Below are 16059 nucleotides of genomic sequence, written 5' to 3'. Positions count from 1 at the left end.
TATTAGAATGAAATTACTGCTTCGAACATTATTCCTTTAAAGCTGCCTCCGAAAAGGTCATTTGGAGTTGCACCATTAAATTGAGCGAAGTTTTTATAGTTTTGATCAACATATTCTAATTTAGCCAAAACATTTTTTGTCATAAACCAACCAGCTGCGCCTTCAAATCTGTTTATTTGGATAGCTTCAGCATTTGCATTTGAAAGTTTTCCATCAACTAAATTGTATTTTCCTCCCACATAAAATCGTTCTCCTTCACCAAAACGATACACTAAATCCCCAACGTATTGATTTACCTTACGGGTGTCATCAGTTCCTTTAAAATCTCCTCCAGAAGTAAATTCTAAAGTTCCAAAAAACTCAAGACCTTTATATTTAATAAAGGGATTAACCATATAAGATGTTGCCCAATTTCCGTATGCAGGATTAAATCTTCCTGTATCTTTATTTGCCGTCGGATCAAAATTATTGGCAACAGCTGTAATTACATTTCCTGTAGTCGGATTTATTATATTATAATCAGCATGACTCATTACGCCATAGAAACGACTTCCTGCTCTGTCTGATGCATATAAGTTTCCACTTGAATTTGCTGTGTGATAGTATGATCCGGTAAGCCTGATTCTCAAATCTGGATTAATTTGTTTATCCCAACCTAATTTTGCAAGAATTGATGGGCTGATAGTAGTGTTGACATCCGGTTTTGCTGCGGTAGGGGTTGCAGGTACAATTTCGGCGACACTTTGATTTAGTTTAGAATTTGTAACACCAATCATACTAACAAAACCAGATCTGTTATAGTAAAGTTCAGCTCCCATTTCGGTAATAAAAGCATCCATGATATTGTTACCAACAAACGGATTCATAAAAGCATTTCCATTGTCTGATCTCCTAAAATGCGCATCACCATAGTTGTTCTCCATCTGACCAATTTTGATCGTGGTATATTGCATGAAATTGGCTAAGAAATCTTTTTTAATGAAGTCCAGTTTGTCAATTTGCAGGTAACCACCTTTTACCCAGGTTTCATTATGATGTCTTGAAGCCAGATATACATCCAGATTTACACGTACTCCATCATATAATTGAGCTCCAATAGTGAAATTGGCATTTGGTAAATTAAAATTATTTTCGAGATTATTTAATCTGTAACCTGGAGCAATAGCTAAATTTTTCTGATCATTAAAGGAGTTTAAAGCTTGAAATTGAAGCGCAAAGGCCGCACCCATATCAACACTAAGTCCTTTATAAGCGACAGTGTCTTTTTTAACATCGAATTGATTAATACCTTTCTGGCTCCTCGGGATTTGGTTTTGAATATGTCCAAAACTGACTTGTGCATTTACAGCAAACGTACTTGCTAGGGCTATAAATAGAATATAGATTTTTTTCATGGCGATTATAAATTAAAGTTTAAATTAAATTTTAAGGTCAGATCCTGACCGGTTTTAATGGTGCCGAGCAAGGCCGTAGGAGACTTCATTCCAAAATCAGCAAAAGTGATTTTGTTTGATCCCTGCATATTTACCCCATCTTTGGTGATAATTGTTTTTACAGTAGTTTTTACAGTTTTACCGACTCCGGCGATCATGTAATTACCTGTTAATTCCCAAGTAGTTTCGTTTACTTTTTCAGCAGATTTTAAAATGTATTTAATGTTTTTTTGCTTGTCTGTTTTTAAAGTTTCATAAGCTACTTTGTCCATACTTTTTTTCTCACTTTTAATGCTTTCTGCTAATAGTGTTATGGATAGTGATTCAATTTCAGTTAGTTTTGAATTAACGATCGTAAAATTGGCTGTTCCGGTTCCTGAGCTGGATTTCATTTCCCAATCATGTAATGTTGAAGTTCCTGAAACTGAAAATGTAGATTTGTTATCCAGAGTGTAACTTTTTTGCGCAGCGGCGAATGATGTAATTCCAAAAATGGAAATTACAACTGCAAGTAATTTTATTTTTCCTGATTTCATTTTGATAATATTTTATTGAAATGTTTTTGACTTTTGAGCCAATTATGCCTTAGTACTAATAGCATGCTTTGTTAACTTGAACCAAATTTATCTCTCATATCCGAAGATTTTACTGATAAAAATCATTGTTAAAATTTTATTAAAATGATATTTATAACTACATCGATTTCACTAATTTTTTCATAGGTTTTAATTGTATTAATGCGTGTTAAAATTTATAGATTTAGCTTTTTTAGGATAGCTCTTTCATCAATTTTTAAGATTGTATAGCGGTTTATACCATTAGAAATGAACAAATCGTTAAATTTGCACTATGCAAATCGAGAAAAAAGACATAAGAGCCTTATCAAAAGATCAATTACGAGATTTTTTTGTCGCAAATAATGACAAAGCTTTTCGTGGAAATCAAGTCTATGAATGGTTGTGGAGCAAAGGAGCACATAGCTTTGAGGATATGACAAATGTTGCCAAAACAACACGTTCTATGCTAGAAGATAATTTTGTTATCAATCATATTAAGGTTGATACCATGCAGCGCAGTAGTGACGGAACAGTTAAAAATGCAGTTCGTTTACACGACGGTTTGGTGGTAGAATCCGTTTTGATTCCGACTGATACCAGAACAACGGCTTGTGTTTCCAGCCAGGTTGGGTGTAGTTTAGATTGTAACTTCTGTGCGACATCAAGATTAAAAAGAATGCGTAATCTGGAGCCGGGAGAAATCTACGATCAGATTTTGGCAATCGATAAAGAAAGTCGTTTGTATCATAATCACCCCCTTTCGAATATTGTTTTTATGGGAATGGGGGAGCCTTTAATGAATTATAATAATGTCATTAAAGCAATTGATATGGTTACTTCATCAGAAGGATTAGGAATGTCGCCAAAACGTATTATGGTGTCGACTTCCGGAATTCCGAAAATGATTAAGAAAATGGCTGATGATGATGTGAAATTCAAATTGGCAGTTTCATTACATTCGGCTATTGACGAAATTCGCGCGCGAATAATGCCTTTTAGCAAAAATTTCCCTTTAGCAGATTTGAGAGAATCATTAGAATATTGGTATAGAAAAACTAAAACCAAAATCTCGTATGAATATGTAGTTTGGAAAGGTATTAACGATGATAAAGCTTCGATTGATGCTTTGGTAAAATTCTGTAAATATGTGCCTTGTAAAGTCAATTTAATTGAATATAACCCAATTGATGACGGTGAGTTTCAGCAAGCCTCAGAAGAATCTATTATGGCTTACATAAAAGCTTTGGAAAACATTGGCGTAGTGGTGAAAGTGCGTCGCAGTCGTGGAAAAGATATTGATGCAGCTTGTGGACAATTGGCCAATAAAGAAGGATCAATAGAATAATGTATATAGTCCCTATGGGATAAATACGTTTAATGAATATTTTTCTACCAATATATAATCCCTCCGAGATATAAAAAAATATTCGTTACGAATAAATTATTCCGTTAGGAATTAAATGTTGGTAGAAAATTAATGAAGTTAAAGTGAGAATGTCCCGTAGGGACTATATCTGAATTTGAAATATTAAAAAACAAAAAAGCATTAAAAACGAGAGATCTTCCTGTTTTTAATGCTTTTTTTCTTGGGCAAAAAGGATTATTTTTTCAAATCGATTTCTTCCGTTACTCCGTCTTTTGTGATTTTAGCAAGTGTGTCGCAGCTTCCGTCTCCATAATCAATAACTGCTGATGCACCATTTTTAGTTACAGATACAATTCCTTTTACAGCAAATGATTTTTTACATATTGCTTTAAATTGTAAGGGTGTCGTGATTTCAGCTGAAAAAGTATCGCCATTTGGGAAAGTGGTTGTACCACTACCGGTTACCAAATAAGCATTGTCTTCCCAATTAAACCAGGTATCGTAGCCTTCTACCATTTCTTTTACTAAAGAACCTTTTCTAGTGTAAACACCTCCATCATCAAAAGTAATAGTCATATCAATTGCTGCAGTAAAAACCGGATGTGCTGTTGCCAGTAAATCTGTTGTTTTTACAGTTCGAACGATGCTTTTACTACCTTGAAGTTTTTTGCCATTGTGATAAAATCCATCAAAAGTATAACTAATAGTCTGTGTTGAAGCCGAAAAGTCATTAGAAAAAGAAATAACCATTTTTCCTTTTACTATATTTCCGTTTTCCAGTGTACAGCCTTCAACACCAAAATCGACAGTTCTGGTCCAGGTGTTATTAGTTAAAACTGTTGTTATTGTAGCACAACTCGGAAGGAAGTTTTTTACCGGACCGCTAGGTTTACTAGTTACGTTTTGTTGCGCACTAAATTGCTCTTCAGCAATATTTGTTACATCATCGATTGAGGCATCAATTTTAGAATTTGTAACTATTTCATCTTTTGTAATTGCTGCAGATGATCCGTCATTTGTTTTTTCATCAGAATTACAACTGATAAAAAAAGATAAAGCCACTAATGTTCCAATAAATAAAATTTTTGTTTTCATAATAATTCGTTTTCGTGATTAGTTTTAATTAATGAATTCAAATTAGGCTTTAATCAGATTATGTTTTTTTGGTGATTTTTTTAAATTAGTACACAATTGTTGATATACTAACTTAAAATACACAACGTTTTTTTATTTAAAATAGTATATTTGGAATCGAAATGAATATTACTTCTCAAATAAAACAGCCCATTTTTAACGAGATGGAACTTTTTGAAACAAAGTTCCATGAATCGATGACTTCAAAGGTGGCTTTACTGAACCGTATCACGTACTATATTGTAAACCGAAAGGGAAAACAAATGCGTCCGATGTTTGTTTTTCTGACAGCAAAAATGGTTTCAGATGGCCTTGTAAACGAGAGAACCTATCGTGGAGCTTCTGTTATAGAATTAATTCACACGGCAACTTTGGTACATGATGATGTCGTTGATGACAGTAATCGCCGTCGCGGTTTTTTCTCGATTAATGCACTTTGGAAGAATAAGATTGCCGTTTTAGTTGGAGATTATTTATTGTCAAAAGGATTATTGCTTTCTATAGATAATGGTGATTTCGATTTACTTAGAATCATTTCCGTTGCCGTTCGTGAAATGAGCGAAGGGGAATTGCTTCAAATAGAAAAAGCCCGAAGACTTGATATTACCGAAGATGTTTATTATGAAATTATCCGAAAAAAGACCGCTACACTTATCGCGGCTTGTTGTGCGCTTGGTGCAAAATCGGTAATTGAAGATGATATTCAGGTCGAGAATATGCGAAAATTTGGCGAGCTTATCGGAATGGCTTTTCAAATTAAAGATGACTTGTTCGATTATAGTGAAGAAGCCATAGGTAAACCAACCGGAATCGATATTAAAGAGCAAAAAATGACTTTGCCTTTAATTCACGTTTTAAATACTTGTACTCCGCAAGAAAAAAAGTGGTTAATCAACTCCATCAAAAACCACAACAAAGATAAAAAACGCGTAAAAGAAGTTATTGCTTTTGTAAAAGATAATAATGGTTTGGCTTACGCCGAAAATAAAATGGTGCAATTTCAGCACGAAGCACTTTTACTTTTAGAGAATTACCCTGATTCTGAGTTTAAAGCTGCCCTTATTTTGATGGTGAATTACGTTATTGAGAGAAAAAAATAATTAGATAATTAGAAAATTTGTCAATTAGATAATTGGTTTACTTAGTTGTAAATTAGTTGTTTGTATTTTTTATTTGATTTTTCAATCATTTAATTTTTAAATTTTTCAATTTCCATGCAACCATTTCTCAACCTAACTCGTCTATGCTAATAGAAGTCTCTTAGTAAACCAAAACCAAAAGCTTATAAATGAAAATTATTCATTTGCATCAAGAAGAAACCAAACTTATAAAGTTGGCTATCGAAAATAATCGGCAGGCGCAACAGCAGATATACAGTCGGTTTTCTTCAAAAATGTTAAGTGTTTGTCGGCAATATATAAAAGACATTCAATTGGCAGAAGATGTAATGATCACGGCTTTTATGAAAGTGTTTACGAACTTAAACAAATTTGAACATAAAGGAAGTTTTGAGGGCTGGATTCGCAGAATTATGGTGAACGAATGCATCTCCTATTTAAGAGTTCAGAAAAAAGTAAAATTTACTGAAGATGAAATTTATGTCGAAGAAAGTTTTAATGCCATTGACAGTCAGTTTTCAATTGATCAGATTCAGTTTTTAATAGATGCTTTACCGGACGGATATAAAATGGTTTTCAATTTATACGCCATTGAAGGATACAAACACAATGAAATTGCCAAGATGTTAGGAATCAATGAAGGAACATCTAAATCGCAATTATCGCACGCCAGAAAAATGCTGCAAACACAAATTACTATTTTAAAAAAACAAGATAATGGAACCGAATAATTTTGAAAAGGATTTCCGTGAAAAACTAAGCGAGCGCAAAATTGAACCAAGTGATAAAGCCTGGGATCGATTGGATGCGATGTTGAGTGTTGCTGAAGAGAAGGAACGACCTAAAAAGAAAAACAAATGGTTATACATCGCAGCAAGCTTTGTTGGGTTTGTTTTAGTGGGAACTTTCTTTTTTAATCAAAAGCAAAGCAAAGCTGAAACTCCAAAAAATACTATTGTTATTAAAGATGTTCAAAAGAAAGATTCAACTGTCGCACCAATTTTAAACATAATAGATTCTGCTAAAACAGATGTTGCAGTGTTAGAACAACCGACAACTCAAAACTCAAATAAAAAAGAAAAGAAAATTTCAAACCAAAAATCATATAAAACTATTAAAAATGAGTCAAATCAAGTAGCGGAGTCTTCAGTCATCATCAAAAACAATCAGGAAAAACAATCAATCAGTAATCAAACTTTAATTGTCGAAACATCAAAAAACGCAACTGTAGATCAATTGCTCAATTCGGCTGAAAAAACAGTCGTTGCAGAGAATTCGGCTAAGCCAAAATTAAAAGTAAAAGTCAATGCAAACGATTTGCTAAATCAGGTCGATGGCGAACTAGAACTTTCCTTCAGGGAAAAAGTAATTACTAAAGTCAATAAAAATTATCAAACCGTAAAAGTGGCTTTGGCAAATAGAAATCAGCAGGAGTAATCAATGGCAATATCAATTTCAAATGACAATGTCAATAATAAAACAAGCAACAATTCATAATTAACAATTTACAATTCACAACTAAAAAAATCATCAATCAACAATCAATTTAAAACAATCAATCATGAAAAATTTTACCATTTATCTCGTAATTCTGATATTCTTATTTGTAAGTAAGGTTTTAGGGCAGGAAACTTTTGAATCGAAAGCAAAAAAAATTGCCAACAAAATAGAGAAGATTACGAAGGAAGAAAAAGCAACTTTAAAAGAAGAAGTTGAAGCTGTAAATGTGCAATTGTCTGAAGGGAAAATTACGCAGGAACAAGCGGATAAACGCAAAAAAGAATTAGCCGAAGCAAGAGCCGTGATTATTGAAGAAAAAGTGACTTTGGCACAAAACGAACTGAACGATTTAGTACAGCAAAAAGTAGACGGAAAAATTAAAGAACAAGATTCGACACATACCTATACTATTCGTTGGCACAAAAGAGATTGCGATAAAGATTCGATTCACGGTGAAAAAAGAACAACATCACAATTCGTATTTGCAATGGGGTTGAATAATATGATGGTAGACGGAAAACTTCAGGATTCGAATTATAGTTTTATAGGTTCGCATTTTTACGAATGGGGTTTTACTTATAATTCAAGATTAATGAAAAATGACAATTTATTGCATGCTAAATACGGTCTTTCTCTGATGTATAATAATATTCGTCCAACAGACAATCGTAGTTTTGTAGTCAATGGCGAGCAGACAAACTTAGAAGTAAACACTATCAATCTGGATGAATCTCGTTTCCGTAACGTATATATTGTATTGCCGGTTCATTTAGAATTTGATTTTACAAAGCCTAAAGTAAGTAACGGGAAAACCTATTTCAGAACACATGAAAGCTTCCGTTTCGGAATTGGAGGGTATGCAGGAATCAATGTAAAATCGAAGCAAATCCTAAAATACGATCAGGACGATTTAGATTATAAAACAACAGTTAAAGGAGATTATAATGTGAATAATTTTATTTATGGACTTAGTTCTTACGTGGGTTACAAAGCTTTGAGTTTGTATGTAAAATACGATTTGAATCCATTATTTCAGGATAATTTAGTGGATGAAAAAAATATCTCCTTAGGATTACGTTTCGATATAAACTAATATTAAAGTTTGAGTTTAGTTAGTAGAAAAAGCACTTTAAAAGAGGTGCTTTTTTTATGCAAAAAATCGACAAATTTCAGGATGGATTTGTGTATTTTTACAAGCTTTCAACTTTAAAAATATTTTACGTTTTGATCTCACAAAGTACAATTGATTCTGTTTTTGAAACTGCTCGTGTAGAGGAGGTTATTGGTGATTTTGTTAATTTAAAACGTGCAGGAAGTAATTTTAAAGGTTTAAGTCCTTTCTCAGATGAGCGCTCTCCGTCGTTCATGGTGTCGCCTGCAAAGGGAATCTGGAAAGATTTTAGTACAGGAAAAGGAGGGAACTCGGTTAAATTCCTAATGGAACACTCGCAGTTTACCTATCCGGAAGCCATTCGCTATTTAGCCAAAAAATACAATATTGAGATCGAAGAAACCGAACAGACAGATGCTGAAAAGGCAATCACAGATGTTCGTGAAAGTATGTACCTGGTTTCAGAATTTGCAAAAGATTATTTTAATAAAACACTTTTAAATTCAGAGGAAGGAAAAGCAATTGGGCTTTCTTATTTTAAGGAAAGAGGTTTTACAAATGAAACGATCAAAAAGTTTAGTTTGGGTTATTCTCCGGAAACCTGGGATGCTTTAACCAAAGAAGCTTTGGGTAAAGGATATAAACTGGAATTTTTAGAGAGTACAGGTTTGACAATCGCGAGAGAAGATCGTCCCTTTGACCGTTTTAAAGGACGCGTAATGTTTCCGATAGAAAGTATGTCGGGACGAGTTTTAGGGTTTGGAGGACGTATTTTAACGAATGATAAAAAAGCGGCGAAGTATTTAAACTCGCCAGAAAGTGATATTTACCATAAAAGTAAAGTGCTTTACGGGATTTATCAGGCCAAACAAGCAATTGCCAAACAAAATAATTGTTATTTAGTTGAAGGGTATACAGATGTGATTCAGTTTCATCAGGCCGGAATTGAGAATGTTGTGGCATCTTCCGGGACAGCCTTAACGCCAGACCAAATTCGTTTAGTCAATCGTCTGACGAGAAATATTACCGTGCTTTTTGATGGCGACGCTGCAGGGCTTCGTGCTGCTATTCGCGGAATTGATTTGATTCTGGAAGAAGGAATGAATGTGCGTGTTTGTGCTTTTCCTGACGGAGAAGATCCTGACAGTTTTGCCCGAAAAAATTCTCATGATGATTTAGTGGCTTATTTGGAAGAAAACAGCAAGGATTTTATACAGTTCAAAGCTTCAATTTTGATGAAAGAAGCCAACAACGATCCTATAAAAAAGGCCGATTTGATTCGGGATATGGTAACGAGCATTTCGAAAATCCCAGATCGTATTCAGCGTGAAGTTTATACACAGGAATGTGCCCGTATAATGGATATATCGGAGCAGGTTTTGGTTAGTACATTGGCACAGTTGCTTCAAAAGGATCTTACAGAGTCTAATAAAAAACAAAAGCAGGAACAAAAACCTTTTCAGGTTTATAGAAACCAAAACCCTAATACTGGTTTTTCAGGAGGAGATCCGGATGATCCACGAACAGGACCTCCTGAGGGATATTTTGAAGAGCCAGGATATCCGCAACAACAACAAGCTGAAAAGGTTGATATATTATATCGTCTGGAACGAAAAGTAATTGAAATTTTGTTGCTTTATGGAGATAAAACAGAAGAATTTGAAGATGTTCTTTTGAAAAATAATGAAGAAGGTGAAATTGAAATGGTTTCTGAAAAGAGAGAATATAAAGTTTTTCAGCGCATTTATTTGAGTTTGCAGGAAGATGAGGTAGAACTTTCGAATAATTTATTTCGTGATATTTTTACCGATTTAATTGGTTTTTATCATCAAAATGAAAAATTTAATCTGGAACAATATTTAATGCGTTTAGAACCTGATTTTGCTCAGGAAGTTACCGATATTTTAATGGAAGATGAGCGATTGGCGCTTCACAATTGGGAAGGACAGAATATTTTTTCGAAAATGAAACATGAAACGATTGCGCAATACGTTACTGAAACGATTATGTCTATGCGTTGGTTTTTGGTAGATAAAATTATCGAAGAATTAAAAAGCTCTATACAACCTGATAATTCAGATAATACAGAGCTTTTGTCTATGGTTGTCGATTACTCAAAATTGGTTAATTCATTCTCGAAAAAACTCGGAAGAGTAATGTCGAGATACCATTAAATAATTTCTAAAGTCTTCGCTTTGTTAACTAAGTCAACTAAATTTGTAACATTTAATTTAGTCAATAATCTTAATTTGTAAGTACTGATCGTTTTTTCGTTCAGATTTAAGATTTTAGAGATTTCATTGTTTTTCTTACCATCACTTAAGTAACGTAAAACTTCAATCTCGCGATTTGACAGTTTTCTGTACAAACGTTCGCTTTTGCTTTGTTTAGCAATTAGAGCCATGTTTTTACGAACAGTCTCGTTGATGATAATTTTTCCTTCATGTACTTTAATAATAGAAAGACCTAAAGTTTCAAGTTTTTCAGTTTTGTGCACATACCCGGAAACTCCTGCTTTAATTGCATTTGGAGCATACATTTGTTCAGCGAGGTCACTAAAAATTACAATTTTTGTTTTTGGGAAGTTTTTCAGGATCGATTTAACTTCAAAGATACTAGAAAGACCTTCTAACTCTAAATCTAGAATCAGGATGTCAATTTCCTTCGTTTGAAGAATATCTCTAACCATTGAAAAATTGCCAACATTGGCAACAATTGAAATTTGATCGTGGTCTTTAAAATAAGACTTAACGCCAAAGTGAGTCACAGGATGATTGTCTGCAAGACATACTTTAATCATAATTTTTACCTTTTTAGAATTGTTTTATCATGTTTTTGGAACGGTAAAATTAATAAATAAATTCTGTAATTAATCGCAGTCAAATGTTAAAAAGTTTTATTTTAACGTTTTTGGTATTAAACAAACAGGTATAGCATCCATTTTGTGCTTGTTGCTGGTGTTTAATCGTTTATAAATTTCAAAGACAGATTTTTCTCTCCCATTATAGTCAGCTGCCGTCTTTCCTGACTCCGCCGCTAACATAGCCCACTCAAGTTCGTCGTAACTCGCTCCTAATTGATCTTCATCGGTACGATTATCACCAAACAATCCATCAGTTGGTGCTGCTGTTAAAATTGAATTCGGGATTGTTAAAAATTCTCCCAAAGCATAAACATCAGATTTCATTAAATCAGCAATCGGACTTAAATCGACTCCACCATCTCCGTATTTAGTATAAAATCCTACTCCAAAATCTTCAACCTTATTTCCGGTTCCCGCTACAAGAAGTCCGTGAATGCCCGCTAAATAATACAAAGAGGTCATTCGTATACGAGCGCGCGTATTGGCTAAAGATAAGCTTACTTTAGCTTCGTCATCTGTTTTTGGAACGGAGCCTTTAAAAGCTTCAAAAGTAGCCGTTAAATCAGTTTCTGTACTTGATACGTTTGAAAAACGTTTTTTTAATTGCTCAATATGCTCTCTTCCTCTTGAAACTTGATTTGCAGCCTGGTGAATTGGCATTTCAACACATAAAACCTGTAAACCGGTTTGGGCACATAATGTAGACGTTACAGCAGAATCAACTCCGCCAGAAATTCCAATTACAAAACCATTTACTTTTGCACTGTTAGCATAATTTTTTAACCAATCTACAATGTAGGTATTTACTTTTTCTGTCTGAATTGTACTTTTTTTAGCCATAATAGTTCAAGTTTTAAGATACAGGGATGTATATTTGCACAAATATTTTTAAGTATGTCTGTATTTAAATTTATGCAACACAAATCTAATTAAAATAAAATGAAAATATATCGCTTTATAGTGGTTCTGTCTCTGTTTTTTTTGTCTTGTGATCAAAAAAGTAAAGTTGAAAAGGAAGTTGAAGAAATTCCGGTTGATATTAAAGTAGAACGTTTTGATAAAGTATTTTTTGAAACAAAACCTGAGGACTTAGCAAAAGTAAAAAGGCAGTATCCTTTCTTTTTTCCTGCAGGCAATGACGATTCAGTTTGGTTACAGAAAATGCAGGAGCCAATTTGGAGAGAAGTATATGAAGAGGTACAGAAAAAGTATTCGAATTTTGAACCTGTACGTCAGGAGTTTAATTCGCTTTTTCAACATGTTAAGTACTATTTTCCTAAAACTAAAATTCCAAAAGTAATAACGGTAATTGGAGAAATGGATTATAATGCGAAAGCAATTTATGCAGATAGTCTGGTAATTGTATCTTTAGAATTGTATTTAGGGAAAGACCATAAGTTTTATGAGTTTCCCAATTATTTGAAGCAGAATTTTGAAGAGAAACAAATTATGCCAGATGTGGTTTCAAGTTTTGCCTACAGAAATATTCCGGCTTTTCCTGATAGAAATTTAGTTTCTCAAATGATTTTTGAAGGAAAACAATTGTATGCAAAAGATTTATTATTGCCAGAATATACAGATGCTGATAAAATTGGTTATACACCTGAGCAGATAAAATGGTGTGAAGAAAACGAAGCGTATATGTGGCGTTATTTTCTTGAAAAAGAAATGCTCTACAGCGATGATCCTAAATTAACAACCCGATTTATGACACCGGCACCGTTTTCTAAGTTTTATCTGGAAATCGATAATGATACACCAGGAAGAGTTGGAGCATGGATTGGATGGCAAATGGTACGTTCGTATATGAAGAATAACAATGTTACTTTGCCGGAATTATTAAAAACAGATAGTAAAGAGATATTCGAGAAGTCAAAATATAAACCTAAGAAATAATGTCAGATACAATAAATTCAGAAATTAAATTCAATATAGAATTAGATGAAAATCGTGTTCCGGAAAAATTAACCTGGAGTGCGCAAGATGGTGGAGTGCAGGCCGAAGAAGCAAAGGCGATTATGTTGTCTATTTGGGACAGTAAAGCTAAAGAAACAATGCGTATTGATTTATGGACAAAAGATATGCCGGTTGATGAAATGAAAATTTTCTTTCATCAGACTTTAGTAGCAATGTCGGATACTTTTAAACGTGCAACTGACGACGAAAAAATGTCGGATACAATGAAGGATTTCTGCGATTATTTTGCCGAAAAACTGGAGTTGACAAAGTAAATTTCTTTAAAAATTCAAATAAAAAATCCCAAATTGAACTGCCCCCAAAATGTTAGACACAATTTGGGGGCATTTTTATGGAAAGAAAAGTAAAATACAATGCTGAATCTAATTTTCGTTTTAGAATAAATTTAAAGGTAAATTTTATAAGGAATTTATTTTTAAAGATTATTTTAGTATAATAAAATTTGCCTATATGTTATTTCCATTTCTTGTAAGTCTTGTTGGGTTGTTTTTTTTATTGGTAAACAGTATTCTTTTTTATAGGACACGAAAAAACAAAAGTATCCAGTATTTTATAATTACAATTTATCTGATTTGTTTATTTGTGGAGGAATTGTTTTGTAATATTATTGGATTCTACAATCCGGGATCTAATTTTTTTCTTTCGCATTACTATTTTATTTTTCAATTCATTGCTTTAAGTATGTTTTTTCGAAATTTATTTTCTAATGTAGTTTTAAAGAGGGGAATACTTTTTTTTCTGATACTGGTTTTAATTTTATTAGCGATGCAATATTATAGAAAACCGGATCTGTATTGGGAATTTAATTTGTTTGAAATTGGTGTTACTTCAGCGTTGTTAATTTTGTACGGATTAATTTTTTTAATACAAAACCTTAAAAAAAATAAATCTAATTATTTGTATTTTACTAATGGATTGGTAATTTATCTCATCAGTAGTTTGAGTATTTTTTTGACTGGTAATACTGATTCAGTAATTTTTACTGAGCCATTTCTGCTTGATTTTTGGTTTTTTAATTCCTTGTTTTATATCTTATATCAATTTTTAATATTTAAAGAATGGAAAGCTTTAACCGTAAAAGATAGATTGAGAATTCCACGTTAATATTTTAATATTCTAAAAGTTCAGATTGATAAAATTTCAACAATAAAAAAATCCCAAATTCCAATTTATACTTGGAATTTGGGATTTTTTATTGAATAATTTCCTTTTTTTGGAATTTAAAAAATTGGAATTTATTTTTTAAAACTGTGAGTTGTTTTTAAATACTTCCTGATTTACTTCATCGATATAAGATAAAAGCTCTTCTTTTCCGGTTGATTCTGTTGACGAGGTTACAAAGTATTGAGGCATTTCTTCCCAGTTGTTAGCAAACATTTGTTTTTTGTATGCTGCAATATGAGAATCAATTTTTGTTTTACTGATTTTATCTGCTTTCGTAAAAATAATACAAAACGGAATTTCGCTTTCACCCATATAAGACATAAATTCAATATCTATGTTTTGAGCTTCATGACGAATATCAATCAAAACAAAAGCGCAAACTAATTGCTCTCTTGTTTCAAAATAGTCCGTAATAAATTGCTGGAAAACTGACTTTGTTTTTTTTGATACTTTCGCGTAACCATAACCCGGTAAATCGACCAGAAACCAATTGTTATTGATTTTAAAGTGATTTATTAATTGGGTTTTTCCAGGTCTTCCCGAAGTTTTTGCTAAATTTTTGTGATTGGTAAGCATGTTGATCAACGAAGACTTACCAACGTTTGATCTTCCGATAAAAGCATATTCCGGCAAAAATTCCGCAGGACATTTTGCAACTTCAGAATTGCTGACAATAAATTCGGCGGTTGTAATTTTCATGTTTTTTGTTTTTAAAACCTCCTAAAAGTTGAAAGTTAGATGCTATAAATTCTTTTTAACGAGCCATTCTTCAAGAAGTTTGTTGAATTCCTGAGGATGTTCCATCATAGCAGCGTGTCCACATTTGTCTATCCAATACAAAGTTGAATTAGGCAATAATTTATCAAATTCTTCTGCAACATTTGGTGGTGTGACGGCATCATTTTTACCCCAAATAATACAGGTTTCCACTGTCATTTTTGGTAAATCTTTAGCCATATTATGACGAATTGCGCTCTTGGCAATCGTTAAGGTTTTGATTAATTTGATACGATCATTAACCGTGGCATAAACTTCATCAATAAGTTCCGGAGTGGCAATTGCAGGATCGTAAAATACATCTTCAGCCTTCTTTTTTATGTACTCATAATCACCTCTTTTTGGGTAACTATCTCCCATAGCGCTTTCGTAAAGACCAGAACTTCCGGTAATTACAAGTCCTGCTACTTTTTCAGGATATAATTTTGTGTGATAAAGTGCAATATGTCCTCCTAGTGAATTACCTAATAAAATTACCTTATCAAAACCTTTGAAGGTAATGAAGTCTTTTACATATTTCGCAAAGCTTTTTACGTTCGTTTTTAAAATGCTTTGCGTGTATATTGGCAAATCAGGGATGACAACCTTGTATCCTTTTGTTGGGAAATATTCGGCTACAGCATCAAAGTTGCTAAGGCCTCCCATTAAGCCGTGTAAAATGACGATAGGAGTTCCTTCTCCAGCTTCATAATAGCTGTATTTGCCTTCTTTTTTGTAGTGTTTGTCCATCTAATTTAATGCCAATTTCAATTTGGACAAATATAGGGTTTAATAAATAAAAATGAATTTTTGCTACCGTTTTTTAACTAGATAATTTTTGTAGAATATCTAAGTGGTTAAAAATCAGATTTTAGAGGTGTTTTTAGTGAAACTGTCAAATGTTAAGAAATCTGCATAATAGGCATTTTTTTAAGAAAAATGGTGCATAATTTTTTTGATTGATTAGTGTAATTAGAAATTCAGTAATAATTAGCTAATGTATTGATTGGTTGTTAATTAGGCGTGGTGGTAGGAAAGTGGTTAAACTTATTAACAAAGTGGTATATTGTGGTAAAATGT

15 protein-coding genes are annotated in these 16059 nt (G+C 32.9%); 8 read left to right on the top strand and 7 right to left on the bottom strand.

The features are described from left to right. Positions 1-2: 2 nt before the first annotated feature. Together B0A65_RS09425 and B0A65_RS09420 are read right to left on the bottom strand one after the other, a co-directional pair. Complete coding sequence (locus B0A65_RS09425) at positions 3-1394, bottom strand: hypothetical protein (protein ID WP_074659823.1); 1392 nt, start codon at positions 1392-1394, stop codon at positions 3-5. 5 nt (positions 1395-1399) lie between these two features. Continuing rightward, entirely contained in the window at positions 1400-1969 is a 570-nt protein-coding gene (locus B0A65_RS09420) for a YceI family protein (protein WP_242670258.1), read from the bottom strand. A gap of 313 nt (positions 1970-2282) precedes the next feature. Here B0A65_RS09420 and rlmN point away from each other — a divergent pair, with 313 nt between their 5' ends. After that, complete coding sequence (gene rlmN, locus B0A65_RS09415) at positions 2283-3335, top strand: 23S rRNA (adenine(2503)-C(2))-methyltransferase RlmN (RefSeq protein WP_074659825.1); 1053 nt, start codon at positions 2283-2285, stop codon at positions 3333-3335. Between the two features lie 255 nt (positions 3336-3590). On the opposite strand, the gene B0A65_RS09410 is transcribed toward rlmN, so the two are convergent. Beyond that, the gene (locus tag B0A65_RS09410; protein ID WP_074659826.1) at positions 3591-4451 is read right to left on the bottom strand and encodes a hypothetical protein; all 861 of its coding nucleotides are present in this window, start codon (positions 4449-4451) and stop codon (positions 3591-3593) included. A gap of 161 nt (positions 4452-4612) precedes the next feature. Here B0A65_RS09410 and B0A65_RS09405 point away from each other — a divergent pair, with 161 nt between their 5' ends. The 5 genes from B0A65_RS09405 (at position 4613) to dnaG (ending at position 10393) form a co-directional block, all read left to right on the top strand. Further along, positions 4613-5590, top strand: a complete 978-nt coding sequence (locus B0A65_RS09405; protein WP_074659827.1) for a polyprenyl synthetase family protein — start codon at positions 4613-4615, stop codon at positions 5588-5590. Positions 5591-5778: 188 nt separating this feature from the next. Next, on the top strand, positions 5779-6339 hold the full coding sequence (locus tag B0A65_RS09400) for an RNA polymerase sigma factor (RefSeq protein WP_074659828.1): 561 nt from the start codon (positions 5779-5781) through the stop codon (positions 6337-6339). After that, positions 6326-7045 (top strand): hypothetical protein, encoded by a 720-nt coding sequence (locus tag B0A65_RS09395; protein ID WP_074659829.1) that lies wholly within the window; start codon positions 6326-6328, stop codon positions 7043-7045. Before B0A65_RS09400 ends, B0A65_RS09395 begins: the two co-directional genes overlap by 14 nt. 124 nt (positions 7046-7169) lie before the next feature. Then, entirely contained in the window at positions 7170-8201 is a 1032-nt protein-coding gene (locus B0A65_RS09390) for a hypothetical protein (protein WP_074659830.1), read from the top strand. Positions 8202-8332: 131 nt separating this feature from the next. Further along, complete coding sequence (dnaG, locus tag B0A65_RS09385; protein ID WP_074659990.1) at positions 8333-10393, top strand: DNA primase; 2061 nt, start codon at positions 8333-8335, stop codon at positions 10391-10393. Here the strand turns inward: dnaG and B0A65_RS09380 are convergent. Then, positions 10390-11019, bottom strand: coding sequence for a response regulator transcription factor (locus B0A65_RS09380; RefSeq protein WP_026730588.1), 630 nt, complete (start codon positions 11017-11019; stop codon positions 10390-10392). The two genes, dnaG and B0A65_RS09380, sit on opposite strands and share 4 nt — an antisense overlap. A 96-nt stretch (positions 11020-11115) precedes the next feature. Beyond that, positions 11116-11922, bottom strand: coding sequence for an NAD(+) synthase (gene nadE, locus B0A65_RS09375; protein ID WP_074659831.1), 807 nt, complete (start codon positions 11920-11922; stop codon positions 11116-11118). 99 nt (positions 11923-12021) lie between these two features. Here nadE and gldB point away from each other — a divergent pair, with 99 nt between their 5' ends. Next, on the top strand, positions 12022-12978 hold the full coding sequence (gldB, locus tag B0A65_RS09370; RefSeq protein WP_074659832.1) for a gliding motility lipoprotein GldB: 957 nt from the start codon (positions 12022-12024) through the stop codon (positions 12976-12978). Next, on the top strand, positions 12978-13313 hold the full coding sequence (gldC, locus tag B0A65_RS09365) for a gliding motility protein GldC (RefSeq protein ID WP_026985662.1): 336 nt from the start codon (positions 12978-12980) through the stop codon (positions 13311-13313). Before gldB ends, gldC begins: the two co-directional genes overlap by 1 nt. Before the next feature lie 988 nt (positions 13314-14301). On the opposite strand, the gene yihA is transcribed toward gldC, so the two are convergent. Together yihA and B0A65_RS09350 are read right to left on the bottom strand one after the other, a co-directional pair. After that, positions 14302-14922 (bottom strand): ribosome biogenesis GTP-binding protein YihA/YsxC, encoded by a 621-nt coding sequence (yihA, locus tag B0A65_RS09355; RefSeq protein ID WP_056194695.1) that lies wholly within the window; start codon positions 14920-14922, stop codon positions 14302-14304. 42 nt (positions 14923-14964) lie between these two features. Next, on the bottom strand, positions 14965-15729 hold the full coding sequence (locus B0A65_RS09350; RefSeq protein WP_074659834.1) for an alpha/beta fold hydrolase: 765 nt from the start codon (positions 15727-15729) through the stop codon (positions 14965-14967). Between the last annotated feature and the right edge of the window lie 330 nt (positions 15730-16059).

The organism is Flavobacterium frigidimaris (genome assembly GCF_002217275.1).
Taxonomy (GTDB): Bacteria; Bacteroidota; Bacteroidia; order Flavobacteriales; family Flavobacteriaceae; genus Flavobacterium; species Flavobacterium aquidurense.
This window is presented reverse-complemented; position numbering and strand designations above follow the sequence as displayed.

Coding starts and splice junctions, on each gene's coding strand:
- rlmN (WP_074659825.1), top strand. CDS start 2,283: ATGCAAATCGAGAAAAAAGACATAAGAGCCTTATCAAAAGATCAATTA.
- B0A65_RS09400 (WP_074659828.1), top strand. CDS start 5,779: ATGAAAATTATTCATTTGCATCAAGAAGAAACCAAACTTATAAAGTTG.
- B0A65_RS09410 (WP_074659826.1), bottom strand. CDS start 4,451: ATGAAAACAAAAATTTTATTTATTGGAACATTAGTGGCTTTATCTTTT.
- B0A65_RS09420 (WP_242670258.1), bottom strand. CDS start 1,969: ATGAAATCAGGAAAAATAAAATTACTTGCAGTTGTAATTTCCATTTTT.
- nadE (WP_074659831.1), bottom strand. CDS start 11,922: ATGGCTAAAAAAAGTACAATTCAGACAGAAAAAGTAAATACCTACATT.
- B0A65_RS09395 (WP_074659829.1), top strand. CDS start 6,326: ATGGAACCGAATAATTTTGAAAAGGATTTCCGTGAAAAACTAAGCGAG.
- gldB (WP_074659832.1), top strand. CDS start 12,022: ATGAAAATATATCGCTTTATAGTGGTTCTGTCTCTGTTTTTTTTGTCT.
- B0A65_RS09425 (WP_074659823.1), bottom strand. CDS start 1,394: ATGAAAAAAATCTATATTCTATTTATAGCCCTAGCAAGTACGTTTGCT.
- gldC (WP_026985662.1), top strand. CDS start 12,978: ATGTCAGATACAATAAATTCAGAAATTAAATTCAATATAGAATTAGAT.
- yihA (WP_056194695.1), bottom strand. CDS start 14,922: ATGAAAATTACAACCGCCGAATTTATTGTCAGCAATTCTGAAGTTGCA.
- B0A65_RS09350 (WP_074659834.1), bottom strand. CDS start 15,729: ATGGACAAACACTACAAAAAAGAAGGCAAATACAGCTATTATGAAGCT.
- B0A65_RS09380 (WP_026730588.1), bottom strand. CDS start 11,019: ATGATTAAAGTATGTCTTGCAGACAATCATCCTGTGACTCACTTTGGC.
- B0A65_RS09405 (WP_074659827.1), top strand. CDS start 4,613: ATGAATATTACTTCTCAAATAAAACAGCCCATTTTTAACGAGATGGAA.
- B0A65_RS09390 (WP_074659830.1), top strand. CDS start 7,170: ATGAAAAATTTTACCATTTATCTCGTAATTCTGATATTCTTATTTGTA.